Annotated in this window: 29 protein-coding genes; 5 read left to right on the top strand and 24 right to left on the bottom strand. The window is 48.6% G+C overall.

Annotated features, from left to right (window positions below; all coding sequences use genetic code 11):
* Nucleotides 1–96: 96 nt before the first annotated feature.
* Nucleotides 97–1,539 (bottom strand): NAD(P)H-hydrate dehydratase, encoded by a 1,443-nt coding sequence (locus V1498_RS02470; RefSeq protein ID WP_409296736.1) that lies wholly within the window; start codon nucleotides 1,537–1,539, stop codon nucleotides 97–99.
* Between the two features lie 67 nt (nucleotides 1,540–1,606).
* Complete coding sequence (locus V1498_RS02465; RefSeq protein ID WP_409296735.1) at nucleotides 1,607–2,593, bottom strand: LLM class flavin-dependent oxidoreductase; 987 nt, start codon at nucleotides 2,591–2,593, stop codon at nucleotides 1,607–1,609.
* 146 nt (nucleotides 2,594–2,739) lie between these two features.
* On the opposite strand from V1498_RS02465, the gene V1498_RS02460 reads away from it, so the two are divergent.
* Complete coding sequence (locus tag V1498_RS02460; RefSeq protein ID WP_409296734.1) at nucleotides 2,740–3,729, top strand: NADPH:quinone oxidoreductase family protein; 990 nt, start codon at nucleotides 2,740–2,742, stop codon at nucleotides 3,727–3,729.
* A gap of 238 nt (nucleotides 3,730–3,967) precedes the next feature.
* Here V1498_RS02460 and V1498_RS02455 read toward each other — a convergent pair whose 3' ends face one another.
* Complete coding sequence (locus tag V1498_RS02455) at nucleotides 3,968–4,273, bottom strand: hypothetical protein (protein ID WP_409296733.1); 306 nt, start codon at nucleotides 4,271–4,273, stop codon at nucleotides 3,968–3,970.
* A gap of 200 nt (nucleotides 4,274–4,473) precedes the next feature.
* Between V1498_RS02455 and V1498_RS02450 the strand changes: the two genes are divergently transcribed.
* The gene (locus V1498_RS02450; protein ID WP_409296732.1) at nucleotides 4,474–4,611 is read left to right on the top strand and encodes a hypothetical protein; all 138 of its coding nucleotides are present in this window, start codon (nucleotides 4,474–4,476) and stop codon (nucleotides 4,609–4,611) included.
* 108 nt (nucleotides 4,612–4,719) lie between these two features.
* On the opposite strand, the gene V1498_RS02445 is transcribed toward V1498_RS02450, so the two are convergent.
* The 13 genes from V1498_RS02445 to V1498_RS02385 all read right to left on the bottom strand — a co-directional run bounded on the left by V1498_RS02445 (nucleotide 4,720) and on the right by V1498_RS02385 (nucleotide 14,028).
* Nucleotides 4,720–4,899, bottom strand: a complete 180-nt coding sequence (locus tag V1498_RS02445; protein ID WP_409296731.1) for a hypothetical protein — start codon at nucleotides 4,897–4,899, stop codon at nucleotides 4,720–4,722.
* 27 nt (nucleotides 4,900–4,926) lie between these two features.
* Nucleotides 4,927–5,391, bottom strand: a complete 465-nt coding sequence (locus tag V1498_RS02440; RefSeq protein WP_409296730.1) for an NUDIX domain-containing protein — start codon at nucleotides 5,389–5,391, stop codon at nucleotides 4,927–4,929.
* A 57-nt stretch (nucleotides 5,392–5,448) separates the two neighbouring features.
* On the bottom strand, nucleotides 5,449–6,654 hold the full coding sequence (locus V1498_RS02435; protein WP_409296729.1) for a hypothetical protein: 1,206 nt from the start codon (nucleotides 6,652–6,654) through the stop codon (nucleotides 5,449–5,451).
* 11 nt (nucleotides 6,655–6,665) lie between these two features.
* Complete coding sequence (locus tag V1498_RS02430; protein WP_409296728.1) at nucleotides 6,666–7,496, bottom strand: hypothetical protein; 831 nt, start codon at nucleotides 7,494–7,496, stop codon at nucleotides 6,666–6,668.
* Nucleotides 7,493–8,179, bottom strand: a complete 687-nt coding sequence (locus tag V1498_RS02425; RefSeq protein WP_409296727.1) for an ATP-binding cassette domain-containing protein — start codon at nucleotides 8,177–8,179, stop codon at nucleotides 7,493–7,495. Before V1498_RS02425 ends, V1498_RS02430 begins: the two co-directional genes overlap by 4 nt.
* Nucleotides 8,176–8,565 carry a GntR family transcriptional regulator gene (locus V1498_RS02420; protein ID WP_409296726.1) on the bottom strand — a complete coding sequence of 130 codons (390 nt, stop codon included), beginning with the start codon at nucleotides 8,563–8,565 and terminating at the stop codon, nucleotides 8,176–8,178. Before V1498_RS02420 ends, V1498_RS02425 begins: the two co-directional genes overlap by 4 nt.
* Nucleotides 8,566–8,975: 410 nt before the next feature.
* Nucleotides 8,976–9,776: a Stressosome protein rsbRB gene (locus tag V1498_RS02415; protein WP_409296725.1), complete on the bottom strand. Its 801-nt coding sequence runs from the start codon at nucleotides 9,774–9,776 to the stop codon at nucleotides 8,976–8,978.
* Nucleotides 9,766–10,413, bottom strand: coding sequence for a B12-binding domain-containing protein (locus V1498_RS02410; RefSeq protein ID WP_409296724.1), 648 nt, complete (start codon nucleotides 10,411–10,413; stop codon nucleotides 9,766–9,768). The genes V1498_RS02415 and V1498_RS02410 overlap by 11 nt, the downstream gene beginning before the upstream one ends.
* Complete coding sequence (locus V1498_RS02405) at nucleotides 10,410–10,793, bottom strand: hypothetical protein (protein ID WP_409296723.1); 384 nt, start codon at nucleotides 10,791–10,793, stop codon at nucleotides 10,410–10,412. Before V1498_RS02405 ends, V1498_RS02410 begins: the two co-directional genes overlap by 4 nt.
* Nucleotides 10,790–11,095, bottom strand: coding sequence for an antibiotic biosynthesis monooxygenase family protein (locus V1498_RS02400; protein WP_409296722.1), 306 nt, complete (start codon nucleotides 11,093–11,095; stop codon nucleotides 10,790–10,792). Before V1498_RS02400 ends, V1498_RS02405 begins: the two co-directional genes overlap by 4 nt.
* A gap of 161 nt (nucleotides 11,096–11,256) precedes the next feature.
* A complete protein-coding gene (locus tag V1498_RS02395) occupies nucleotides 11,257–12,792 on the bottom strand; it encodes a cation acetate symporter (RefSeq protein ID WP_409296721.1) in 1,536 nt (511 codons plus the stop codon).
* On the bottom strand, nucleotides 12,789–13,118 hold the full coding sequence (locus V1498_RS02390; protein ID WP_409296720.1) for a DUF485 domain-containing protein: 330 nt from the start codon (nucleotides 13,116–13,118) through the stop codon (nucleotides 12,789–12,791). Before V1498_RS02390 ends, V1498_RS02395 begins: the two co-directional genes overlap by 4 nt.
* 379 nt (nucleotides 13,119–13,497) lie before the next feature.
* Nucleotides 13,498–14,028, bottom strand: coding sequence for a DUF402 domain-containing protein (locus tag V1498_RS02385; protein ID WP_409296719.1), 531 nt, complete (start codon nucleotides 14,026–14,028; stop codon nucleotides 13,498–13,500).
* A gap of 126 nt (nucleotides 14,029–14,154) precedes the next feature.
* Between V1498_RS02385 and V1498_RS02380 the strand changes: the two genes are divergently transcribed.
* Nucleotides 14,155–14,472: a hypothetical protein gene (locus V1498_RS02380; protein ID WP_409296718.1), complete on the top strand. Its 318-nt coding sequence runs from the start codon at nucleotides 14,155–14,157 to the stop codon at nucleotides 14,470–14,472.
* An 18-nt stretch (nucleotides 14,473–14,490) separates the two neighbouring features.
* Here the strand turns inward: V1498_RS02380 and V1498_RS02375 are convergent, their stop codons facing one another.
* The 5 genes from V1498_RS02375 to V1498_RS02355 form a co-directional block, all read right to left on the bottom strand.
* Nucleotides 14,491–15,102 carry a flavin reductase family protein gene (locus V1498_RS02375; protein WP_409296717.1) on the bottom strand — a complete coding sequence of 204 codons (612 nt, stop codon included), beginning with the start codon at nucleotides 15,100–15,102 and terminating at the stop codon, nucleotides 14,491–14,493.
* Between the two features lie 124 nt (nucleotides 15,103–15,226).
* Complete coding sequence (locus V1498_RS02370) at nucleotides 15,227–15,832, bottom strand: alpha/beta hydrolase (protein ID WP_409299108.1); 606 nt, start codon at nucleotides 15,830–15,832, stop codon at nucleotides 15,227–15,229.
* Nucleotides 15,833–15,834: 2 nt separating this feature from the next.
* Entirely contained in the window at nucleotides 15,835–16,782 is a 948-nt protein-coding gene (locus V1498_RS02365; protein WP_409296716.1) for a ring-cleaving dioxygenase, read from the bottom strand.
* Nucleotides 16,783–16,800: 18 nt separating this feature from the next.
* The gene (locus tag V1498_RS02360; RefSeq protein ID WP_409296715.1) at nucleotides 16,801–17,775 is read right to left on the bottom strand and encodes a ring-cleaving dioxygenase; all 975 of its coding nucleotides are present in this window, start codon (nucleotides 17,773–17,775) and stop codon (nucleotides 16,801–16,803) included.
* A gap of 32 nt (nucleotides 17,776–17,807) precedes the next feature.
* Nucleotides 17,808–18,194, bottom strand: a complete 387-nt coding sequence (locus V1498_RS02355) for a DoxX family protein (RefSeq protein ID WP_409296714.1) — start codon at nucleotides 18,192–18,194, stop codon at nucleotides 17,808–17,810.
* Between the two features lie 230 nt (nucleotides 18,195–18,424).
* Between V1498_RS02355 and V1498_RS02350 the strand changes: the two genes are divergently transcribed.
* Nucleotides 18,425–19,093, top strand: coding sequence for an SOS response-associated peptidase (locus V1498_RS02350; RefSeq protein ID WP_409296713.1), 669 nt, complete (start codon nucleotides 18,425–18,427; stop codon nucleotides 19,091–19,093).
* Between the two features lie 182 nt (nucleotides 19,094–19,275).
* Here V1498_RS02350 and glsA read toward each other — a convergent pair whose 3' ends face one another.
* The 3 genes from glsA to V1498_RS02335 form a co-directional block, all read right to left on the bottom strand.
* The gene (glsA, locus tag V1498_RS02345) at nucleotides 19,276–20,205 is read right to left on the bottom strand and encodes a glutaminase A (RefSeq protein ID WP_409296712.1); all 930 of its coding nucleotides are present in this window, start codon (nucleotides 20,203–20,205) and stop codon (nucleotides 19,276–19,278) included.
* Between the two features lie 198 nt (nucleotides 20,206–20,403).
* Nucleotides 20,404–20,724: an HPr family phosphocarrier protein gene (locus tag V1498_RS02340; RefSeq protein ID WP_409296711.1), complete on the bottom strand. Its 321-nt coding sequence runs from the start codon at nucleotides 20,722–20,724 to the stop codon at nucleotides 20,404–20,406.
* A 258-nt stretch (nucleotides 20,725–20,982) separates the two neighbouring features.
* On the bottom strand, nucleotides 20,983–22,023 hold the full coding sequence (locus V1498_RS02335; protein ID WP_409296710.1) for an NAD(P)-dependent alcohol dehydrogenase: 1,041 nt from the start codon (nucleotides 22,021–22,023) through the stop codon (nucleotides 20,983–20,985).
* A 192-nt stretch (nucleotides 22,024–22,215) separates the two neighbouring features.
* On the opposite strand from V1498_RS02335, the gene V1498_RS02330 reads away from it, so the two are divergent.
* Nucleotides 22,216–22,623 (top strand): MerR family transcriptional regulator, encoded by a 408-nt coding sequence (locus V1498_RS02330; RefSeq protein WP_409296709.1) that lies wholly within the window; start codon nucleotides 22,216–22,218, stop codon nucleotides 22,621–22,623.
* Nucleotides 22,624–22,929: the final 306 nt, after the last annotated feature.

Raw genomic sequence — 22,929 nt, 5'->3', positions numbered from 1 at the left:
TCCCACTCCCGCTAAACCACTGCTCATAAAGCCGACCCCACTCCTGCCCCATATAAAAAAGACCTGCTCCCACACCCAGCGGAAGCCGGCCCATCATCAATCGACTTCAAATTCCTTCATCACATACGGCATCGTCTTATTAATGTCGCTGGCAAGCAGGGTGGTCTTGGCCCTGGTTTCCTTCCAGTAATCGGCACAGGCTGCGTGGAAGTAGACGGCATTGGAGACGGCATCTTTTATATCTTTATAGGAGGCCGCATGCGCGAGCATGATTCCAGTGAGTGAGTCGCCGGAGCCTCCTTTTGCGAGGCCTGCGTTTCCTGCCATGTTGATGCGCACTTCCCCGTCCGGGTAGGCAATGACGGTATTCCTTCCTTTCAGGACGGTGATGACGCCATTCTCCCTGGAAAACCGAGAGGCTGTTTCGATCCTTACCTGCTGGAATTCCTTAATTTCCTTGCCGGTCATCTTCTGGAATTCACCTGGATGAGGCGTTACAATGACGGGTGCCTTCCTCCCCGGATATCTACGCTCGACGAGTGCTCCGGCATCGATGATCAGCGGAATCTCTGTTTTCAGGAGCTGTTCTACGGCAGCCTCAAGGGTTTCCCCGTAATGCAGGCCCGGTCCGATGGCCGCGGCTGTCATTTTTTCAGAGATATCTCCCTCTGCTGTTTTCTGGAGGCCGTCAAACAGGAACACACACTCCGGCACCCGGGAGGCAATGATGCCGGCAACAAATTGGGAGGTGCCGACGGTGAGCTTACCGATTCCGCTCCTTTTTGCGGACAAGCTGCACAGGATGGCGGCACCCGGCATATCGTCGCTGCCTGCAATGATCAGCCCGTTTCCGAACGTGCCTTTATGAGAGCCGGACGCCCGTTTGGGAAACGTCCTCTTTACATCCTCCTTTGTCCACACTCTGACACTTGAATCTTGAGGGAGCCCAATTTCGACCACCTCAGCACGGCCATAATACTCGGCTGTTTCCTCCATGAAAAGGGAAGGCTTGAATCCGTGAATGCTGAAGGTGACATCTGCCTGGAAAGCAGAAGGATCTGCTTCCCCTCTGTCTGCCAGCACCCCTGCCGGCACATCCACCGCAATCTTCAGGGCTTTTTCGCCGTTAGCCCAATCCAGGATCTCCTTCACACTCTCCCTTAGCGGCAAGCTCGTTCCGATGCCTGTCAGCGCTTCTACGATTACATCATATGAACCGGATCTTTCAACGGACCGAAAGCCCTGGTCCCGGAGAATCTGCGCATGCCGGCCTGCCGTCTCATCCTTCGGTTCCCCCGCGGGAAAGGTCAGGTCGCACGCATAGCCGTTCTGCAGCAGATAACGGGCTGCCACAATCCCGTCGCCCCCATTTTTCCCCGGTCCGGCGAGTATCAGGATCCGATTCCTTTTATCTAAAAGCTTCTCCAGCTTTTGAAATAGTTCTCTGCCCGCAGCTTCCATAAGCATGAAGCCTGTAAGACCCTGCTTTTCAGCAGCTGCATCGGCTGTGCGGATTTGTTCAGACGTATATACAAACAAGTGGATTGCCTCCCTGCCGTTTTTATCTTGTTTTATACCCCTCAGGCACACCTCGAAAACAGATGTCCTATGCCAGGAGAGCGTCGGCAAGAAGGGTATAGGACCGGATTTTCGCCTCAAAGTCATGGATATTCGTAATGATCATGAACTCATCCGTCCCATAAAGCTCCTGAAGAAGGAGCAGCTCCTCCCTTACCTTATCCGGGGTGCCAATCACCGCGCGCTTTCTGTTTTCCGAAAGCTTTTCCCGCTGTTCAGCAGTCAGTGCAATCCGCCTTGCTTCCTCAGCGGAAGGAATCCTCGTGTCCTTGTTCCGCTCAAGCGACAGCAGCCACATATCCTGGCTTAATGCGAGCTCCTCTGCTTTTTCCTGGGTGTCTGCACACACCACAAAGATGCACACATTGGCTTTCGGCTCTTTCAAATGCCTTGAGGGCACAAAATGATCAAAATAATGATCGAGCGCGATCCTGCCATTGGCCGGTGTGATGAAGTGCCCGTAGGTAAAGGCGGTCCCGTGTTCCGCCGCCATCCTTGCTCCCCTTTGGGTAATGCCCAAAAGCCAAGTCTCGGGAAGGCTTTCGGTTTCAGGGTATGCCGTGACATTGGCAAAATCATGTTCACCGCCGTAGAGGAATCCCTGCAGATTCCTTATCTGGTTTGGGAACTCATTCATACTCCGCTTTACTCCGTCATTAAGCGCATTCCGTGTTTCTGCCCCGCCTCCGGGAGACCGGCCAATTCCGAGATCAATCCTCCCTGGATAAAGCGATTCAAGCAGCTTGAAATTTTCAGCTACTTTAAAAGGGCTGTACTGGGGCAGCAGGACTCCGCCGGAGCCGACCCGGATTCTGCTTGTCTGTGAAGCTATATGGGAAATCAAAATGTCTGGTGCTGTGCCGGCCATTCCGTTTGAATTATGATGCTCCGCCACCCAGAATCTTGTATAGCCGAGCTCCTCTGCCGTACGTGCGAGCCTTACTGTATTCTTCAGCGCTGACCGCGCATCTGATCCGCTTGAGATTACCGATTGATCGAGCACACTGAGCTTCATCCTGATGTTCCCCGCTTTCTGTTTGATCTTGACCTTATCTTGACCTTATCTTATCCATCATAGAACAAAGAATCTAACTTTTTGACCTGTGATAGATGGAAGTCTAGAATGGACATAAATCAATCCCTGAAATGGAGGAAGATAAGATGGAAAACTTCAAAGCATTTTTTGTGGATAAAAAAGAAGAAGACTTTTCGGCAGAAATAAGGGAAACCTCCCTCGATGCTCTCCCGAAGGAAGGGGTGCTGATCAAAGTATCCTACAGCGGAATCAATTATAAGGATGCACTCGCCTCTATCCCGGACGGAAAAATCGTAAGGAATTACCCGCTCATTCCGGGCATTGACCTTGCAGGAACAGTGGTATCTTCGGATGACGCACGCTTTAAAGAAGGCGATGAAGTCATTGCCACATCCTATGAAATCGGTGTTTCCCATTATGGGGGCTATAGTGAATACGCCCGAATCCCGGCTGACTGGATTGTCCCGCTTCCCGAAAACCTGACACTGAGGGAAGCCATGATCCTCGGCACAGCAGGCTTTACGGCCGCGCTCAGCATCCAGCGTCTGGAGGAGAACGGCCTTACACCCGATAGAGGAAATGTGCTCGTCACGGGTGCAACCGGCGGAGTCGGCAGCAATGCCGTCGCTATGCTGTCAAAGCTCGGCTATTCGGTTTCAGCCAGCACTGGGAAAGAATCGGAAAAGGAATACCTGAACAGCCTCGGCGCCTCCGAGATCATCAGCCGTGAGGAAGTGTTTGACGGGGAATTGAAGCCGATCGGAAAACAAGTGTGGGCTGCCGCCATCGATCCGGTCGGCGGGAAGCCGCTCGCAAACCTGCTCGGCAGATTGAAGTACGGCGGCGCTGCAGCAGTCAGCGGCCTAACCGCAGGAACAGACGTCCCGGCCACTGTATTTCCATTCATCCTCCGCGGCATCAGCCTGCTCGGCATCGACTCTGTCTACTGCGGGATGGAAACCAGGAAGAAAGTTTGGGAACGCCTGGCCTCCGACTTAAAACCGGAAAACCTGGAGCAGTCCGTCCAGCATGAGATTTCCCTCGACGAGCTGTCTGAATACCTGCCCCTCCTCCTGAAAGGCGGAGCCCGCGGCCGGACAATCGTTACATTCTAAATCCAGGAAAGGGCCGCTTTGACAGCGGCCCCTTTTTTACTTTCATAAATAAAAGCCCCTTCTAAAGGAGCCGTTTAGGATTTATCCTCTTCTGTTAATTCTTTTAAAAACCATATACGCAATAATAACTACAGCAATAATTAAAATGAATTTCATCAGAAATCAGCTCCTTCACTCGTCTACCATACTTTCCCCCATATTTACCCCTATGAAACAAGTATACCGACAAAAAAATGGTTTACTTTTTGTACTTGAGATATTCAAAGTGAGAGGTTGGTACGGTTTTAATAATACTGCCATGTTCATTTGAGTAGACTTCGATTTCCTGATACTTTTCAACGATATAGCCGTCTTCCTCCACTGCGCCGACCAGCCTGTTTTCAAGCCGCATTGTCATCTCTTCTGCCTGCAGCGTCTCGCTTTCCGGATCGTACGTAACCTGCAGAGTGCCGCCCTGCTTGTTTTGATCAGAGCCAGGGGTCTCTATGAAGGCAGTGAAAGCCAGTAAGCCCGCGAGACAGATGAGGGGAAAATAATTTTTCACAGTTCAGCCTCCTTTGGTCTCTTTGTATATGTCTATGCCAGTCCCATTTACAAATAGAACAGCTCCCCCCGTTATTCAAGATTTTACCTGCTCAATCAAGGTACACATAAATAAGGAGAAAACTTGTTAAAACCAACCCTCCTCACCCAAGCAGCTTTGGTGATAACAGACTTCCGCAAAAAGGAGGGACGCACAAACCGGTGGCCGACAAGATTCTTTCAAACGTTTTAAGCGCGGCCATCGTCGGGCTGACACTTGCCCATCATACAAAGATGCAGCGGCTCGTTAAAGAAAATGGCAAACGGGGGAGAGGGAATCTCTTTAATAAACAAACATGAGTTTTCTGATATTCACACCTCTTTTTCAATGAGTCTCATGCTATGTGCAGCTTCGCCCCTTTTCCACTAAAAAAGGCAGTGCTGAATTCAACCAGCACTGCCTTTCTCTTAATCGTTCTTAATTTCATATTCGATTCCAAGCTCGTCGAGTACAGCCCTGACCGCCCGCTCAGGCGTGACGGTGTCAAGGACCCTCTTTCCATTGACAATGAGGCTTGTGCCGTATTCATAGCAGGAGCCGTCTTCACAGTCCCGTTCCCAATCCTCAAAAATGATTTGATGCTTCATTTAAATGTTCCTTTCTAAATCAGATCTTCAATTTATATTGCCCAGATACGCATCTGCTATTTGGCCATTATGAAAGTCGATAATCTTCTGCCGGATTCCCCGCGGATACAGGCGGTATTTTATCAGCCGCTCCACATTCACCCATTCTGTCCCGATCTGGTATGTATCAGGAAGCGCAGGATTTGCGGCTGATTCGGCACCCGGATCGGTCCTGCAGGCAAAATAGAATTCCACTTGATGGACATCCTTATCTTCAGCGGCATATTCATGTGTCCTGCCGATATACTCCCGTATAAACAGCAGGCTGCCGGCTTCGACTCTGAGGCCCGTTTCCTCCATGCATTCCCTCGTAAGCGCCTGATGGAAGGTCTCCCCATGCTCCTGGCCGCCTCCCGGAAACAAATAAAAAATTCCTTCCTGGTCCTCATTTTTTGTAAGGAGGACCTGTCCCCCTTTTATTATAACAGCCTTTACTGAATTTCTGATATTCATTGCTTGCACTCTCTCCTGCTTAAAGGGCATTTCCTTTTTACAGGAAATGCCCCATGTTTATTCTATGACAAAATCAGTAATCTGTAATTCATCGGGACTCTGATCTTTGTCGCTCTTTATATGTCCCTTGTAAAGCTCGGCACCTGTATCAAGATCTATCACCCGGATGGCAATGTTTGCTCTCTCCTGATTCGAAACCTTGATTGCAGAATACAGTTTGCCATTGTGGAAAGAGGTCTGATACTCACGGCCCTCCGGAGCCTCCAATGCTGATGCAAGCTTGAAGCTCCTTTTTTCCTGGCTTTTTAAATCGATTTGTACAACATTCATTTCTTTTTCTGTATCCTCAATGAGGTACAGATTATCTTGATAATGGTAATTCTGGATTTCATCCACCAATTTTCCTTTTAACCCGGCCGGCAGTTTCACCTCGAATGTCTGACTTTTTCTCAGATCATAAGCGAAGATTTTTGATTCACCCCTTGTTTCCTGGTCGCCCCTATATTCAGGATCCATCCGGTACATTACATAATCACTTGGGGCAGCATAATTTGAATTGCCTATTATAAAGTATTGATGTATTCCCTTTTTCCCTTTGCCGCCAAAGACATTTTCATCACTTAAAAGCTTTTGGTTCGGCACATCAAAGGTATAGATATGTACCTCTTCACTGTCCATGCCTTTTACATAATTGTTCCGGTAGTTCTTGGTGATGACCTTCAGCTCGCTGCCAAAGTATTGCACATCCTCTACATATACGAAACGATAATGATTGGAATCGGGAAGCCTGGCTTCAAAGGATGTGCTGTTCTTGGTTTTCTTGTTCAACACAGAGATCTTTGCCGTGAAGGGATGCTTGCTGGCACCCATGCCCTGGCCATTTGTGTATGCATAGGCAAGGAGAGTGTCATCTTCGAACAGACCCTCTATATTATCTTTTCCACGCATGAAATTCCGATATTTCCCCTGCAGTGTTTCAAGCTTACTGTTCCAGCCATTAAACGGACTGTTCAGCTGCCGGATGAAGGATAAGTCACTTTGATAGGTGGTCTTCCCCCCTTTGATTTTTAAATTATCAGAAACACTTCCCTCCTGATAATAGGCATAAAGGGCAAGGTCCTTCACTTCACTGCTGTCCCCTGAATCCTTAACCAGGGAATACTGAGGCAGGTTCTGGCTTGATAAGGCAGATTTTGTATAGAAAACGCCGATTGCCAGGATGATGGCCGCAGCGAGCAGACTGCTTTTCCAATAACGTAACATGATACTCCTCCTTATACCGAGACTCTCTTATTTAGTAGCCTTGCGCTCATCCATATGGATATGCCGCACACAATGAGGCCGAGCAATACTTCGAGCAGCAGCAATTCTGATGGATACAATAGCATTTCACCTTTCATAACCGCATAAAACAGCGGCAGCACAATCAATGCCAGGGCTCCTGCACAATATATCACCCCAAGAATGATTCCTTTGATTCTGAAACTCCTCTCGAGGAGGATGGCTGTAAACAGGACGAAGACTGCCATGATTCCTCCGCCGTAATGAAGCAGGAATTGCATGAAGGTGGGCGGAATCAGGATCATTGTCGCCGGATTGCTGTAAATCAAGGTTTTCATATCGAGATTCACTCGATAGTCAGCTGGGACGATTGCTTTGAAAAAGCTGATCTCAAGCGGCAGAATGGCCAGCTGAAGGGCAACGAGTCCGAGTACCATCAGGAGTATGGTCAGTGCCTTAGTGAAATAAATATTCATCCGTGATGCAGGCAGCATCAGCAATCTGTAGATGAACGTGTTTTTCCCTGTCCATTCGCGGTACCAAATCAGGAAGAGGTATAGAAGGAGCGCAGCTGCCGAAATCATAATCGGTGCGAGGAACCACAGCGATTCCATGATGGACGAAAAATTGGTCTTGCCATAGTTTTGCAGATATTGCTGCAGGGATATCATTTCTTCCTTCATGATTTTCTCTGCATTATTCACTATTTTGTTCGACAGGATGAGAACCCCTGCAAATTGAACCACTACTGTCAAAACAAGCAGTGACACATATATTTTAATGAATCGGCTGATTTCAAAATTGAGCAGTTTTAAAAATCTCATGCCATATACACCTCTCTCATGACGTCCACTACCGATTTCCCTTCCTGTGAGCGCATATCCTCCGTGTTGAACTCCTTCAGGACAGCTCCGTTATCAAGCAGGACCACCTTATCGATCAAATGCTCAATATCATTGATTTCATGGGTGGTAATGATGACACCCCGGTCCTCAATCAAATGACTCGTAAATACGTCGGCAATCTGCTCTCTTGAGAAAATATCGATCCCTGAGAAAGGCTCATCCATCAATATATAATCCACGTCAATGGCAAGGCCCAAAAGCAGATTGATCTTTGCCGTGTTGCCTTTAGAAAGCTCGGCAATCCGCATCTCTTTGTTCAGCTTGAAAAACTTCAGCAGATTATCAGCCCGCTCATCATTCCAATTGTTATAAAAGTCCCTCATGAAGGTGAAAGCCTCACCAATCTTCATGGATGGCGGCATAATCGCAGCATCCGGAATATATGTAATCTTTTCATAAGATTCCTTTGTCAGCGGCTTTTCGTCAATCAGGATTGTACCCTTGTATGGCGTGAGACCCATGATCGCCTTCAGTGTGGTCGTCTTCCCGACTCCGTTAATCCCGATCAGGCAGGTAATCTCCCCTTTTTCCGCGGTAAAAGACACATTGCTCAGCACCGTCTTCCTGCCATATTTCTTGGATATGTTCGTTACTTTAATCATTTCAAAACATCCCCCCTGCCATCCGGCTGTGCATATCTTTCGCTCACCTTATCGAGCAGCTCATCAAGCGAAACATTGATCGGCCTTACAGCCTCTATAAAGGAATGCACTGCCTCCAGGATCAATTCCTCACGCACCGACCCCAAAATCCTTTCATCCGTCGTAATCCGGCTCGGGAAGTTTTTTTCTGTTGTGATCAAGCCCTGCTCCTCCATTTCCTTATACGCCTTCTGCGCAGTATTTGGATTGATTTTTAACAAACCCGCCAGCTCACGCCTGGATGAAATCTCCTGTCCAGCCTGTAAGTTCCCAATGGCTATTTGTTCCTTGAAGTATCTGACAACCTGTAAGTAAACAGGATCGCGGTTATTAAACGTAACGTCCAATTATTGATCAGCTCCTAGTGTGTGTACCAACTGATTCATACACCTTATATATGTACTATACGAGTAATACAGAGTGATGTCAATTATCTTTTTATTTTTTGGGAGGACAGCTTCACAGTAAGGGAAAACTTGCAGACGCTGACGGAAGAAGGCTCACTCCACAGTACTAAATACCAGCGCTGTCTTACAGCTTAAAACAACCGTGAGTTTTCTGCTGGCAGCCCCTGCATGGAAAGGCACCCGGAGAAGAGCAGGAACAAACACAATAAGGCGGTGGAGCGGAGTAACGCGCAGGCAGGATTGCCATCAAGATAAATATTGTTCGCACCTAGCTGCAGGAACTTCCTGATCAGCTCCGCCCCTTTTCCACAAAGACACAACAAAACCGTCTCCTTTTTAAAAAGTAAAATTCATCGTTTTACTTTAAAGGGACGGTTTTCCTGGTGTTTATTAAACTGCACTTTTTCGATCACCTGTCTTAGATTGGCCTGGAATTCAACCGGCCAGTCGATGAGATAGCTGTTCAGCTGCATGGTATGGGCCGGGTTCAGGCCGATGAGATTGAGGTTCTTGCTGCCCATGATATTCAGCATCTGGAAGAGCTCTCCGAGGAGCTGGATGCCCGGGGGGTCAAGCTTCCCAGTGGCTGTGAAGTCAAAGAGGATGGATTTATAAGTACCTTCATATACCCGTTTGACTGTATTTGAATTGATGGTTTTCATTTTATGCTCTGTTACATCGCCGAAAATGGGAATGAAGGCTATTTCATCGGATATGGGGATGAACGGGCCTGAGAGCTCGTTAAGCCGGTCCAGGGCTGTGACGAGCTCCTCCTTCTTTTCGAACAATTCAAAATCTGTGCTGAGCAGCCTTTGCTGTAGGGTGAGCAGCTTTTCCTCCAGCAAATGGATTTTCCTGCCGATCGGGATCAGGATTAGATGACAGTGGTCGTTATGATCGACGGAAATATGAACTTCGAATAAGGCCGCAGGCTCATATCGGGTTCGAAAGTTCAACTCTATCTTTCTGCTGTCTTTGGTTGAGAACAGATTATTATACAGTTTTTCGAGGCTTCCCTCGTCCACGAGGTCTGTCAGCCTGTCCCGGCTAAGGTCGAAGTGCCTTAGGGATTCAAGTGAATAACCAAGGATGTTGAAATTATTGTCCACCCTTAAATATGGAGCGGGAAGGTATTCTTCTTTATAAGACATTCATTTTTTCTCCTGGTATGGTTTGACTCAGCCATTGCTTCAAAGAAGACAGATCCTTCATGATCAGTGCCTGGTCCTGGCAATGAGTATCCAGCTCGTATCTGCCGGCAAGCCTTCCGCCGACGAGCAGGGCCGGCTTGTGCGGCAGCTTGCAGAATTCTTCGATGTATTTCTTCAGCTGCGGCAGGTTATAGACGATGCTGATGCTCATGCCGATTACGTCCGGGCGCCAGTCCCTCGCATAGCTTAAGGCGTACTGGAGCGGCAGGTTGGGCCCAAAATATTTTGTGTTCCAGCCGAGTTCCTCAAAGTAGCTGTTAACCATCTTCAGGCCGAGGTAATGCTGTTCCCCTTCAAGGCAGAAGAACATGGCCTTCTTAGCCCGTCCATCCTCCGAACGTGCGGATGGATAGATCCTTGACAGCACAAAGTCGCATGAAGCGGTAGCCAGATGCTCATCGGCAACAGAGATTTCATTCTGTTCCCAGAGCTCCCCAATGTGATAAAGAGCCGGTGTGACAATATCCTGAAATATTGCGATACGTTCCATTTCTTTATACTTTCGGATGAAAGCCACCGCAGCTTCGGTGTCGCCCTGCAGCAGCATGTTGGCAAAATCCCTGTGAAGGATGGTCATCTGGTCGGAACCTCCTTGCTTTCGTTGTGTTTGCTCCGCAAGATTTCGCAGGCTCCGGATAAATAGCCAAGATAAGCCAGGGCCTCTTTATCCCCGCTGTATTGAGGACTCTGGAGCACTTCACTGATCAAATCAAAGTTCTCGATCAGGTGTCTTGTTTCCATGCCGTGCCGCACTAGGATCCCATTCAGCCAGACAGCATAATCCGTGAAGAACTTCGAATTATCCAGTTCATAAGTAGACCTTAAGTGCTTGAAATGGTGATGGTTATCTTCCCGGCATTTTTTCTTTCCCTGTTCGCCGAATTTATCTAAAAGTCCTGGTTCTTTTTCATACATTTTATCTGTTACCTGTCCCGCCAGCATGATGGCATCGATCATCTCGCCACCACCTTGAACTGCTGGACCTTCGGGATGACCGCAGCCAGCTCCTGGTCAGGGTATTTCTTTTCTAAATCATGGATCCGCTTGAAGTCTTCGCTCCGGACCCACTCCAAATAGTTTTGTTTCGTATCAAATAGCAGCTGGACAGTGATCTCTCCTGGCTTTTTATCATTTTGCAGCAGAAAAAAGTCCACAAATCCTGTGGCTTTGTCCACTGATCGCGTTCTGTTGCGATAAATCTCGATTACTTCTTCTGCTTTTTCACTTGGAACATCAAAAGTAGAAAATACAGTATACATTTTATCAGCTCCCCAGTTCAAAAGTCATATATTTATGATAACAGGAAAATGAGCAATTGAAAGCAATATGCAAAAAGAGTAAAAAAACGGCCTGTTTTGGCCGCCCGAAAACATGAGGGGACTGCCCTTATAATCATAATAAGGACGGTCCCCATTTAAACTTATTGGCCTACGCCAATGCCTGTGTTTGTTTTAACCAGTACTTCTTCATATTTTTTCACATCAGCCTTTTCACTTGAGAAAATGGTTCCCAGATATCCGGCCAGGAAGCCGAGCGGGATGGAAACAATTCCCGGAGTGGTGTATGGGAAAATGGCATTCCCGGTAAAGATAGCCGTCCCTTCAGGGCTGAATACATTCGGACTGATGAGAACAAGGCCAATAGCGGATATCAGTCCCACCGTCATAGCCCAGATGGCACCGGTCGTGTTAAACCTCTTCCAATAGATGGTGTAAAGGATGACCGGAAGATTGGCGCTCGCCGCCACTGCAAAGGCCAGCGACACGAGGAAGGCAACATTGAGCGACTGTGCAAACAGAGCCAGGATGATGGACAGGACAGAAACTCCGATGGATGCGTATCTTGCCATCTTGACCTGCTGGCCTTCTGAGGCTTTTCCTTTTTTCAGGATTTCATTGTAGAAATCATGGGCAAAGGCGGACGCAGCCGTGAGAACAAGGCCTGCAACCACTGCCAGTATAGTGGCAAAGGCGACTGCGGATACGAAAGCGAAAAGCATATTGCCGCCAAGCGCCTGTGCCAGGAGCGGTGCCGCCATATTGCCTGCTGCATTCGCCTCGCTGATCTTTTCGGTTCCTACAAAAGCTGCGGCCCCGAAGCCGAGGAAAATGGTCATTACATAGAAGATGCCGATGATCCAGGTGGCATATACCACGGAGGAACGGGCTGTCTTCGCATCCCTCACCGTGAAGAAGCGGACCAGGATATGCGGAAGGCCGGCCGTACCAAGCACAAGACCCATATTCAGGGACAGTGTATCCAGGCCGTCCTTATATTTAACACCCGGGTTCAGGAATGCCTCTTTTAGTGGCGTCGCTTCCCTCATTTGCGCAAACATGCCGGTGATGCTCCAGTTGAATTTCGCAAAGACGATGATGGAGATCACCAGGGTGCCCGCCATCAGAAGCACAGCTTTGACAATCTGCACCCAGCTTGTCGCATGCATGCCCCCGAAGATGACGTAAACGGTCATGAGAATACCGACAATGAGGACAGAGGTTGTGTACTCTAGGCCGAGCAGCAGCTTGATGAGGGCACCTGCCCCTACCAGCTGGGCAATCATATAAAAGGTTGAGATCGCAATGGTGTTGAGCGCGGCGAACCCGCGGATTTTTTTTGCATTGAAGCGTGCGGCGATCATATCGGCAAAGGTATATTTCCCGAGATTCCGCATCGGTTCAGCCACCAGATACAGCACCACAAGGTAAGCCACGAGGAAACCGATGCTGTAGAAGAATCCGTCAAAGCCGGTGAGTGCGACCGCTCCGGCAATGCCGAGGAACGAGGCGGCCGACATATAGTCGCCGGCAATCGCCAGGCCATTCTGCCAGCCTGTCAACCCGCCGCCGGCCGTATAGAATTCGCTGGCATTATTCGTTTTTTTGGAGGCGTAATATGTAATAACAAGGGTCACCAGCACAATGCCGAGGAACATTGCAAAAGCAGTAATATTCATGAGATGCGGCCCCTTTCCTGCATAACCTTATCAGCCAGGCGGTCAAATTTCACTGCCCGTTTGGAATACAGCATGCACAGCCCCCATGTCATGACAAACTGCAGGAAGGCAAATACCCAGGCCCATGTTATGCTGCCGATGAACGTATGATTTAATACCGTTGAATAAGAAGTAAGAATGGGAAGAGCGAAATAAAAGCAGAAGAAAAAGATGGTTACGGGCACGATGAACTTTTTCTTTTCAGAAAGCAGCTCTTTGAATGCAGCTGAATTGGCAATTTTACTGTAATCGCTTTCATTAATCGAATTGATTTTCCTTGCTTCCAATAGTGAATCCCCCTCTCGGATTTAAAACCTAGCAGCAGTACGATTTCATTTAAAGCCTGAATTCCCCCTTCTAAATAAACAGATATTTCAAAATGTTCACAAATTTATTATAAATAAGGTTTATCCTATTATGCAAGGGATACGTTAAAAATGTGGACACAGAACACAAGCCTGAGTTTTCTGCTCCCAGCCCAGACATGGAATGGAACCTGGATAAAAGCAGGAACAAACACAATAAGGCGGTGGAGCGGAGTAAGGCGCAGGCAGGAACGCCAGTAAGATAAATGAAGTTCACACCTAGCTTTAAGCCCTTATGATACATGCAGTTCCGCACCTTTCCCACAGAAAAAGACATCAGCATGTCCGGCTGATGCCTCCTTTATTTAATTCGGATGGGCAATTTATAATTTTCACATGTTTCAAGGAGCGGGAAGCTGTCATTTTCATGCATGGTGATGAGTTTTGAAAGAGTTTTATAGGCAGAATCGAATTGTTCCTGGGTGATGCGCCTGAGCTCGAGCGCTTCTTGAAGCTCGTCTTCATCCAGGATATAGTATTCCCCGGTGGGCAGGATGACAAGGTCAAGATAAAGATCATCGTACCAGGGAATTCCGTTTTCACAGACGCCGTGCTGCCAGCAGACATCGATATACCACTGGATGATTTGTCCTTCTGTGTTCACGACTGCGGTAATGGTGTACTGCTCCCCCTCCGGGAACAGCTGGATCCAGCTGAAGCCCTCTTGAACGATGCATTGTGTGATTCCATCATATGTTACATGGAGAGGTTCGCGGATCTTATGCATATCTATTCTGGTCCACATTCCCTTATAGTCGCTGGAGCTGCCGCATTCGTAGCTGTTCAGAAGCAAGCGCTGCCAATCTGTACGATCTGCTTTTTTCCTTTTCATCGCCTCTCCCTTTCCTCTTCTTTTTGATATTTTAACAAAAAAGAGGAAAAAGGTGCCAACCTTTTTAATAATAATTACTAATATTCCGAAAAATTATGTAGTAGTTTGAGATTGGAGGTTCCAAATTTGATGGATCTATTGATCAGGACAGCCTTTTGTATAGGTATTCTTTTGATTTCTGTCCTTGGGGTCTTCCATTCGCTCAATATGCGGAACGTGCGGGGCAGGACTATCCTCGTGATTCTATTCCTCCTGGGAGCGGCACCGCTTCTTATCATGGATGCTGTTTCTTTGATGTCTGCAGCTTCGGATTCCCTGGCACTGCGGCGTGCCTTCGCCTTTGCCTGGTTCCTGGCGGTGCTCTGCCTGTTCCTGTCCCTTCTGAAATCTGTATGGATCATCGCCGGCCGGCTGCAGGAACGAATAGGAGGAAGAGGGCAGTGAGCTCCCTCTTCCTCCTATTCACTTCGGCCGCTCGAGATCAAAGATTTCGCCAAGTTTTGCGTAGCTGTTGCCCGCCAGACGGCTGACCGGCTTCAGGCCGCAGGGGTCGATTCTTCCTTTTTCATAAAGCTGCTCCTCGATATGATATCGGGAGACTCTCCCAATAATCAGATCACAGCCCGGTTTGTCTCCGGTCCCGCCCAAGGGTATGATTCTCTCAATCTTGCATTCTAAGCGTACCTTGGCTTCACGGATGCCGGGGACCTTGACCGCCGTACTCTGAATTAGGGTGAATCCTGCACGCTCAATCTCGCTGTGATTATAATCCAGTTCTGCTGCTGTTTCATTCGCGGCTTCCACGATATCTTCATCTGTGATATGGACTACCATCTCACCCGACAGTGATGCATTCTTCGCCGTATCCTTCTGTTCCCCATTCCGCCGCTGAATGGAAATGGAAATCATCGGGGGATTCGAACTCACAATATTGAAATAACTGAACGGCGCTGCATTCACGACCCCCTCCGCCGAAACAGTCGTCACCAGCGCCACCGGCCGGGGAATCACACTCCCAATCAAAAACTTATAATTCTCCCTCTCACTCAACACACTCGGATCCAGACTAATCACAGCTTCACCTCCAAAATTCGGGAAATGGGGCAGTACTTTTATTTCCCGGCTTCCTACATCAGCTCGGAACCTTTGATATGATTGCATGTATCGAATGGGAAATAGGGGACAGTCCCCCATTTCCCTAAAATTCCCTGCGAAACCACTCGGCAGCCTTGTCTACTTCGGTGCGGGTTAATTGGTGTCCGTTTTCTTCCCAGTGAAGTTCGACGGTTGCGCCTGCTTCCTGGAGGAAGGTGCTGAGTTCTATGGATTCCTGCGGCGGGCAGATCGGGTCATTTTTGCCTGCCCCGATGAATACCGGCGTTTTGGCAAGGTCGGGCAGGACGATTCCTCTTCTTGGCACCATCGGATGGTGAAGGATGGCTCCCCTAAGTGCCGCTTCATAGTGGAACAGGAGGCTTCCTGCAATGTTGGCACCGTTCGAGTAGCCTACCGCCACCACATTCCCCCGGTCGAATCCATGCTCGGCTGCCGCGCTGCCAATGAATTCATGAAGCTCTTTAGTCCTCTGGATCAAATCTTCTTCATCAAACACGCCTTCAGCAAGACGCCTGAAAAATCTCGGCATCCCGTTTTCCAGGACACTGCCCCTCACACTCAGGACATTGGATTCCGGATTGATAATCTCAGCAAGCCCCAGCAGGTCCTCTTCGGTACCGCCCGTCCCATGCAGGAGCAGCAGTGTCGGTGCTGCCGGATCTGCACCCTTCTTGAAAATATGCTTCATATTCATATATCTCCCTCCAGTACTCTAGGTTCGGCAGGCAGCAGCCCAGCCTCTATCTGTGATCTTCTTTCCTCAAGCCACGGAGGCAGCAGCAGCTTCTGTCCCATAACCTCCTGCGGCTCATCCTTGGCAAAGCCGGGCGGGTCTGTGGCAATCTCAAACAGAATGCCGCCCTTTTCCCTGAAATATACCGCATTGAAATACTGCCTGTCCACAATCGGGGTGACCTGATAGCCTTTATCCCCAATATACTGCCTCCAGCTTTCATGATCTTCATAATCATCCGCCCGCCAGGCAATATGATGAACAATGCCGGTCCCCATCGTGCCTGCCGGGAGCTCCGTCCTTTGGACATCGATGACATTTCCAATATTCGCAAGGGACCTGTACCTTGTATAATCGCCTTCTGTCCCTATTTCCTCAAGACCCATTCCGCCGCTCAGCAGCTTCATCGTGCTATCCGGCCTCGCACTGAACAGGACGGCTCCGGCAAAGCCTTTGATCGCATGCTCCGGGGTAACCCCGCCAAACGACCAGGTGCCCTCCGGACCTTCACTTCTTGCCGTCAGCTCTAAACGAAGACCATGTGGATCCTCGAACTGCAGGCTCTCTTCGCCGAACCTCATCGTTTTTTCAAATGGGATTCCAAGCTTCACCAGCCGCTCCTCCCAGAACCCGAGAGAGTCTATTGGCACAGCGAAGGACGTGATCCCGACCTGGCCGGCACCAATTTTCCCCCTGTACGCACCCGGCCATGGAAAAAAGGTCATGATCGTACCGGGACTTCCAGCTTCGTTCCCGAAATATAGATGATACGTCCCCGGGTCATCAAAATTTACCGTCTTTTTAACCAGCCGCAGGCCAAGCACGCCTGCATAAAAATCTACATTTTCCTGGGGGTTGCCGACAATTGCGGTGATATGGTGAATTCCTGCAGTTCTTTTCTCCATCTTCATTCTCCTTTCATTTTAACGGAGCTTCGTATCAAGAGGCTTCAGCTTTGCTTCGATTTCACTGCGCTTGTCCTCAAGGAACGGCGGCAGGGCGAGCGATTCCCCTAAATGCGCCAGTTCTTCGTCTGTATCGAATCCCGGGCCGTCTGTCGCCAGTTCAAACAGGATGCCGTTCGGCTCCCTGAAGTAGAGGGAACGGAAGTAATACCGGTCCACATAGCCCGAGCTTGCGATCCGCGCATCCTTTAATGTCTGAACCCAGGATCTCATTTCTTCCTCATTATCTACCCTGAACGCGACATGATGTACCCCGCCCCGGCCAATCCTTTCTTTCGGCAGGTCATTCCTCTGCTCGATATGCACTTCGGCACCCGTGCCGCCTTCTCCTGTTTCATAGACTAAAATGTCAGGCTGCCCGATTGTATAAGGTGCATACGAACCTTTTTTACGGAAACCAAGGAGATCGGCCAGGATGCGAACGGTTGCGGCCGCATCACTCACCGTCAGCATAACCGGCCCAAGGCCGAGAATTGCATATTCGGCCGGGACCGGGCTTTTCTCCCATGGACTTCCGGCTGCCACACCCTTGTTTGTTTCATCTGATACAAGAATCAGGCGCATTCCTTCAGGATCACGGAAAGCCAGCGTCCTGCGTCCGGCGCGATCCTTGATGCCTTCTGTTTCCACTCCATGATCCTGCAGGCGCTTCTTCCAATAGTGAAGGGCGCTGTCATCAGCCACCCGGAGGGACGTCGCCGAAATGCTGTTCACTCCTTCATGAGTCCGCGCAGCCATCGGTATTTCAAAAAACGTCAATTCCGTTCCCGGATTTCCTTTATCATCTCCATAGAAGAGATGGTACACGGAGGTATCATCCTGGTTTACTGTTTTTTTGACCAGGCGCATCCCCATAACCTCCGTATAAAATTGATAATTTCCGGCAGCTTTTGCCGTTAGAGCAGAAATGTGGTGTATGCCTTTCAGTTCCATGATGATACCTCCGTCTTGTGTGGTGTTTGTTTTTATAAAAGCGTGTAAGCTCCCGGTCCGGTAAGCGCAACTCCTGCTGCGACTGCGATCAGGATGAAATTGAGTTCATATCCGTTTTGTGTGGCCCAGAAGCCGTTAGAGCCATGCACCTTGAAGATGGCTACAAGCATGGTAGCGATGATCAATAGAGAGCCTGCCAGGGTGAAGATGCCTGATGCAAACAGGAATCCTCCGACAAATTCACTGAGTCCTGCCATAAGAGCCATCGTATAGCCCGGTTTCATGCCGATTGAATCAAACCATTGTCCTGTTCCCTTCAATCCATATCCGCCAAACCAGCCAAAAAGTTTCTGTGTTCCGTGTGCCATAAAGATCAATCCAATCACCAGCCTAATAAGCAGCAAGCCTGTATCTAACATATTGTGTTCCTCCTAAATGGTTTTATTAATATTCAAATTAAAAGTCTTGAAGTTGAGATAATTAGTTAAAAAAAAGAAAAGTTCTAACGAGACAAGTTACTTTTAATTTAAATATCTTGAATTAAAGATAAATCATATTTCAGTATATGTCAATGATATTTTTTTGATCCTCTTTTTCAGGGATAGATTGTAATCATTTCAGGAGGGTAAAATGATGATGAGGTGATTTTATGTGCGGAAGATATACCCTTACAGAGGGACTGCAGCAATTGCAGGCTAAATTTGAATTCGATTTTCCGGAGGAATTGATTCCTCATTATAATATTGCACCAAGCCAGAATATACTTGCCGTGACGGCTGAAGGCAGTGCGCGCCGTGGGAATCTTATGAGATGGGGCCTTATCCCGTTTTGGGCCAAGGATGCAAAAATCGGTTATAAAATGATCAATGCCCGTTCTGAGGGAATCGACACAAAGCCGAGCTTCAAGGGGCCTTTCAGGCACAAGCGCTGCCTGATCCTTGCGGACGGGTTTTATGAATGGAAACGGGAAGGCAAAGAAAAACAGCCTTACCGTTTTATCATGAAGGATGAAGCACCCTTTGCCTTTGCGGGACTGTATGATGACTGGAATAAGGGCGAAAATCCGGTCAGATCATGCACCATCATCACAACAGAAGCCAACAGCATGACCCGGGATGTACACGACCGCATGCCCGTCATCCTGCCGCCAGAATCTTATTCCGACTGGCTTGATCCGGAACTGCACGATGCAGCTGTCCTGAAATCCCTGCTCGTCCCGTATCCTGCCGACAAAATGGACAAATACCAGGTCTCCACCCTCGTCAACTCACCAAAGAACAACACCCCGGACCTGCTGAGTCCGTTGAACAGCCTGTAACGCGGAAGAGCCATAAACAGGAGACTTCCCGCCCTTACCCCTCTATGGATAAGGGCTATTGGGCTTGGGAAATAAACCGCCCCCGGGAAATGGGGGACTGTCCCCCTCCTAACCCCTGCTGGATGTGAGCTTGCCGGCTTGGGAAATAATTCTCCTCCGGAAAATGAGGGACTGTCCCCCCTCTAAAACATGCTCAATGAGTATTTTCTGGACATGATTTCGAGCAGTTTTACACCTGCGAGGCTGTTACCTTTTTCATCGAGGGCAGCGCCGAAGATGCCGATTCCGCATTTGCCTGGGAGGGCCCCCATGATTCCGCCGGATACACCGCTTTTAGCCGGGATGCCCACTTTGATGGCGAATTCCCCTGAGGCATTATACATCCCGCAGGTGACCATGAAGGTTTTGCAGATTCTTGCTACATCAGGCGGCATTACCTGCTTTCCGGTCACGGTATTTACACCGTCCATCGCAAATACGCATCCCATTTTTGCCAGGCTGAGACAGTCCATTTCAATTGCACACTGCTTGCAGTACAGCTCCATCAAGCCTTCCACATCTTCCTGGATGACCCTGCTTTGTTTCATAAAGTAGCAAAGTGCCCGATTGAGATTGGAGGTTTCATATTCAGACAGGGCAATCCTTTCATTGTATCCTGCCGCCTCGCCCCCGGTCATCTCCCTTATAAAATCAAGAATCCTCCCGAGCCTTTCATCAACACTGCTTCCGCCGATCATGCTAGTTACGGCAAGGGCACCTGCATTGATCATTGGATTCAAGGGCTTAGAAGGATTCATCGTCTCAAGCTTGGCAATGGAATTAAACGGATCCCCTGTCGGCTCCTGCCCCACACGGTCAAATACATATTCCTCCCCTCTGTCCATCAAGGCCAGCGCAAGGGTAACCACCTTTGAAATGCTCTGCAGCGTCAGGACCTGGTTTCCGTCGCCGCCCGTATAGTGGCAGCCATCCGGATAAAAGAGTGAAACCGACAGCTGATCGGCATTCACCTCCGAGAGAGCAGGAATATAATCGGCAGCCTTCCCCCGCGCTGCATATGGTTTTGCCTCGGCAACAAGACTTTCCAGCTCGGCTGTTGAGCGGCAATGCATCACAATCACCCCTTCTTGAAAAATTACACTCCCTTATTCTCAGCGGGAAGGGTGTAAATCATTCGCCTTACGCTCCACTTCATTTCATTCACGAAAAAAAAAACCACTCCAATACTGGAATGGAACTTGCAATTGTTAGAATGTTATCCAGATTACCCTTAAATGAGCTGCCACAGAAAAGGCCGGGGACCTCCTGTTTTAATTCCGGTCTACGCAGCGTACAGCTTCTTGCCATTTCCCTTCATTTCCAATCAGCAAATGTTCACGCAATGTCTTTTCTATCCTTTGTAATGCATCACACTCATCACTGCCCATTGCGATCAGCCCTACATATGTTCCCGGCCTTATCTTTAATGCCAGGAGCTCTATCATAGAATCGGGAGGATTCTTAAGGCTGACCGCCTTACCCCTGTATGTGAGGAATATTTCGGACTTGAATTCAACTGCATCACTCACCAACAGGCATGCTGCCCGGGCAAATCCCGTGGATGCTGCGATTTTAAACTGTTTTTTAATCAAGTTTCCACAGTCCTTTCCCGTTCTGGCAAACATTTTACCAGGGAATTTGCTCTCCCTCCCTGAAGAACCCTCCGGAGGGCCCTTGGGGTCCAATCGCCGCGAGCCATAAAATGGGCTGGGTGCCCCCAAAATTTAGATTTTAATTTGAATTCTTCAATATATTTAGACATAAATAAACACCTCAAAAGTTAGATTTCACTAACTTTTTGAGGTGAAAGTACAAAGCGTGGCTTTGTGGACATCCTGTTTGATTCAGTCTTATATCGTGCTCGTGTCAATCACGAATCGATATTTCACATCAGAAGCCAGTACACGTTCATAGGCTTCATCAATCTGGTCGGCTGAGATGATTTCAATATTCGGGACGATGTTGTGTTCCGAGCAGAAATCCAGCATCTCCTGTGTCTCACGGATTCCGCCGATCATGGAGCCGGCGAATGAGCGGCGATGGCCGATGAGTGAGAATACATTAACCGATAATGGTTCTGCAGGCGCACCAACGTTCACCAGTGTGCCGTCAAGCGTAAGAAGGCTGAAATAGGCATCCATGTCGAGCTTCGCACTGACCGTATTGATGATCAAATCAAAGGAGCCGGCTAGCTTCTTGAAGGTTTCCGGGTCGCTTGTGGCATAGTAGTTTTTGGCCCCAAACTCCAGGCCGTCTTCCTTTTTGCCAAGTGTCCGGGACAGGACGCTGACTTCCGCTCCCATGGCATGTGCGATCTTGACAGCCATATGCCCAAGGCCACCCATACCGACAACGGCTACTTTCTTTCCTGGACCGGCCTTCCAATGATTTAATGGAGAATAGGTTGTAATGCCCGCACACAATAGCGGCGCAGCAGCATCCAGTTCGATATTATCCGGAATGCGGACAACAAAGTCTTCCGTTACAACGATATGGGTGGAATAACCGCCCTGTGTCGGCTCGCCGTATTTATCGACGCCGGCATAAGTAGGCACATTCCCTTTCAGGCAGTATTGCTCCTCCCCTTTCTGGCAGTTCACACATTCGCCGCAGGAGTCCACCATGCAGCCGACCCCAACCCGGTCGCCCACCTTATATTTTGTTACCCCGCTTCCCACATCTGTGACGAATCCCGCAATCTCATGACCAGGGACAAGCGGATAGTTCACAGCACCCCATTCGCCATGAGCTGTATGGATATCAGAATGGCAGATTCCTGCAAACTTAATTTCAATTAAAATATCATGTACATCAAGGTCACGTCTTTGAATTTCAGCAGCCCGAAATTGTTGATCTGGTCCATCGACTGCACGCGCTTTAGCTGTTACCATTTTGTATCCCTCCGGTTTTAGATTCACAAGAGACTCCACTTGCTTCATCCTTCTTTTTCTCTTGTAAAACAAGCTTAAACCCTCGAGTTAACTCTAGGGCAAGCGAGACGGCTATATGGAAGCATCCAGAATTTTGACAGAGAGAATACAGCATGAGAGAATTCTTTCAAAACATAGAAATGGAGACATATGATGCCAACCTATTCGATCAGCGAAGCGGCAAAAGAATTGAACCTCTCTGTATATGCCTTGCGCTACTACGACAAAGAAGGTTTGATGCCATTTGTAGAACGCACCCAGGGCGGCAGCCGCCTGTTTCGGGACTCTGATATTCAATCATTAAAGGTGATCCAGTGCCTGAAATCAACCGGCATGCCCATCAAGGAAATCAAAGGATTCATCGCCTGGTGCTCCGAAGGCGATTCAACCCTCCAGCAGCGATATGATATGTTCCTGGAACGCAAGGCCGCTGTAGAGGCACAGCTTGAAGAATTGAATAAAACCATGGAACTCATCAATCACAAATGCAGCTATTACATGACCGCGCTGGATGCCGGCACGGAAGATATTCATAAGAACGAAAGATTGGCAGAGTTTTAATGACTAAGAGTGTTCTATCCTGCAGCCTTTGGGGTTCGGGAGAGCGCTCTTTTTTCTGTGGAAAAGAGGCGGAGCTGCATGTATCATAAGGCTTCCTGCAGCTAGGTATGAACATTATTTATCTTGCTGGCATTCCTGTTGTTCCTTACTCCGCTCCACCGCCTTATTGTGTTTGTTTCTGCTCTTGTATAGGTTCCTTTCCATGCATCGGTTGCGAGTAGAAAACTATGTTTGTTTTCTATAACAAAAAAGGAACCGCTCCCAATTCTTCAAAATGAAATCCCGCTTTCTTTATCTCTAAAAAAG

The sequence above is a fragment of the Paraperibacillus marinus genome (assembly GCF_046237605.1).
Lineage (GTDB): Bacteria > Bacillota > Bacilli > Bacillales > DSM-1321 > Paraperibacillus > Paraperibacillus marinus.
The sequence above is the reverse complement of the archived record's forward strand: the minus strand, read 5'-3'. Positions and strand labels throughout refer to the sequence as shown.

Bases quoted from the DNA above. Each gene is read 5' to 3' on its own strand.
- V1498_RS02370 (WP_409299108.1), bottom strand. From the start codon at position 15,832: ATGAAGCATATTTTCAAGAAGGGTGCAGATCCGGCAGCACCGACACTG.
- V1498_RS02385 (WP_409296719.1), bottom strand. From the start codon at position 14,028: ATGAAAAGGAAAAAAGCAGATCGTACAGATTGGCAGCGCTTGCTTCTG.
- V1498_RS02440 (WP_409296730.1), bottom strand. From the start codon at position 5,391: ATGAATATCAGAAATTCAGTAAAGGCTGTTATAATAAAAGGGGGACAG.
- V1498_RS02335 (WP_409296710.1), bottom strand. From the start codon at position 22,023: ATGGTAACAGCTAAAGCGCGTGCAGTCGATGGACCAGATCAACAATTT.
- glsA (WP_409296712.1), bottom strand. From the start codon at position 20,205: ATGCATTGCCGCTCAACAGCCGAGCTGGAAAGTCTTGTTGCCGAGGCA.
- V1498_RS02400 (WP_409296722.1), bottom strand. From the start codon at position 11,095: ATGTATACTGTATTTTCTACTTTTGATGTTCCAAGTGAAAAAGCAGAA.
- V1498_RS02430 (WP_409296728.1), bottom strand. From the start codon at position 7,496: ATGAGATTTTTAAAACTGCTCAATTTTGAAATCAGCCGATTCATTAAA.
- V1498_RS02365 (WP_409296716.1), bottom strand. From the start codon at position 16,782: ATGGAGAAAAGAACTGCAGGAATTCACCATATCACCGCAATTGTCGGC.
- V1498_RS02465 (WP_409296735.1), bottom strand. From the start codon at position 2,593: ATGAAGCTCAGTGTGCTCGATCAATCGGTAATCTCAAGCGGATCAGAT.
- V1498_RS02435 (WP_409296729.1), bottom strand. From the start codon at position 6,654: ATGTTACGTTATTGGAAAAGCAGTCTGCTCGCTGCGGCCATCATCCTG.
- V1498_RS02395 (WP_409296721.1), bottom strand. From the start codon at position 12,792: ATGAATATTACTGCTTTTGCAATGTTCCTCGGCATTGTGCTGGTGACC.
- V1498_RS02355 (WP_409296714.1), bottom strand. From the start codon at position 18,194: ATGTTAGATACAGGCTTGCTGCTTATTAGGCTGGTGATTGGATTGATC.
- V1498_RS02330 (WP_409296709.1), top strand. From the start codon at position 22,216: ATGCCAACCTATTCGATCAGCGAAGCGGCAAAAGAATTGAACCTCTCT.
- V1498_RS02360 (WP_409296715.1), bottom strand. From the start codon at position 17,775: ATGGAACTGAAAGGCATACACCACATTTCTGCTCTAACGGCAAAAGCT.
- V1498_RS02410 (WP_409296724.1), bottom strand. From the start codon at position 10,413: ATGACCATCCTTCACAGGGATTTTGCCAACATGCTGCTGCAGGGCGAC.
- V1498_RS02405 (WP_409296723.1), bottom strand. From the start codon at position 10,793: ATGATCGATGCCATCATGCTGGCGGGACAGGTAACAGATAAAATGTAT.
- V1498_RS02425 (WP_409296727.1), bottom strand. From the start codon at position 8,179: ATGATTAAAGTAACGAACATATCCAAGAAATATGGCAGGAAGACGGTG.
- V1498_RS02415 (WP_409296725.1), bottom strand. From the start codon at position 9,776: ATGTCTTATAAAGAAGAATACCTTCCCGCTCCATATTTAAGGGTGGAC.
- V1498_RS02445 (WP_409296731.1), bottom strand. From the start codon at position 4,899: ATGAAGCATCAAATCATTTTTGAGGATTGGGAACGGGACTGTGAAGAC.
- V1498_RS02350 (WP_409296713.1), top strand. From the start codon at position 18,425: ATGTGCGGAAGATATACCCTTACAGAGGGACTGCAGCAATTGCAGGCT.
- V1498_RS02460 (WP_409296734.1), top strand. From the start codon at position 2,740: ATGGAAAACTTCAAAGCATTTTTTGTGGATAAAAAAGAAGAAGACTTT.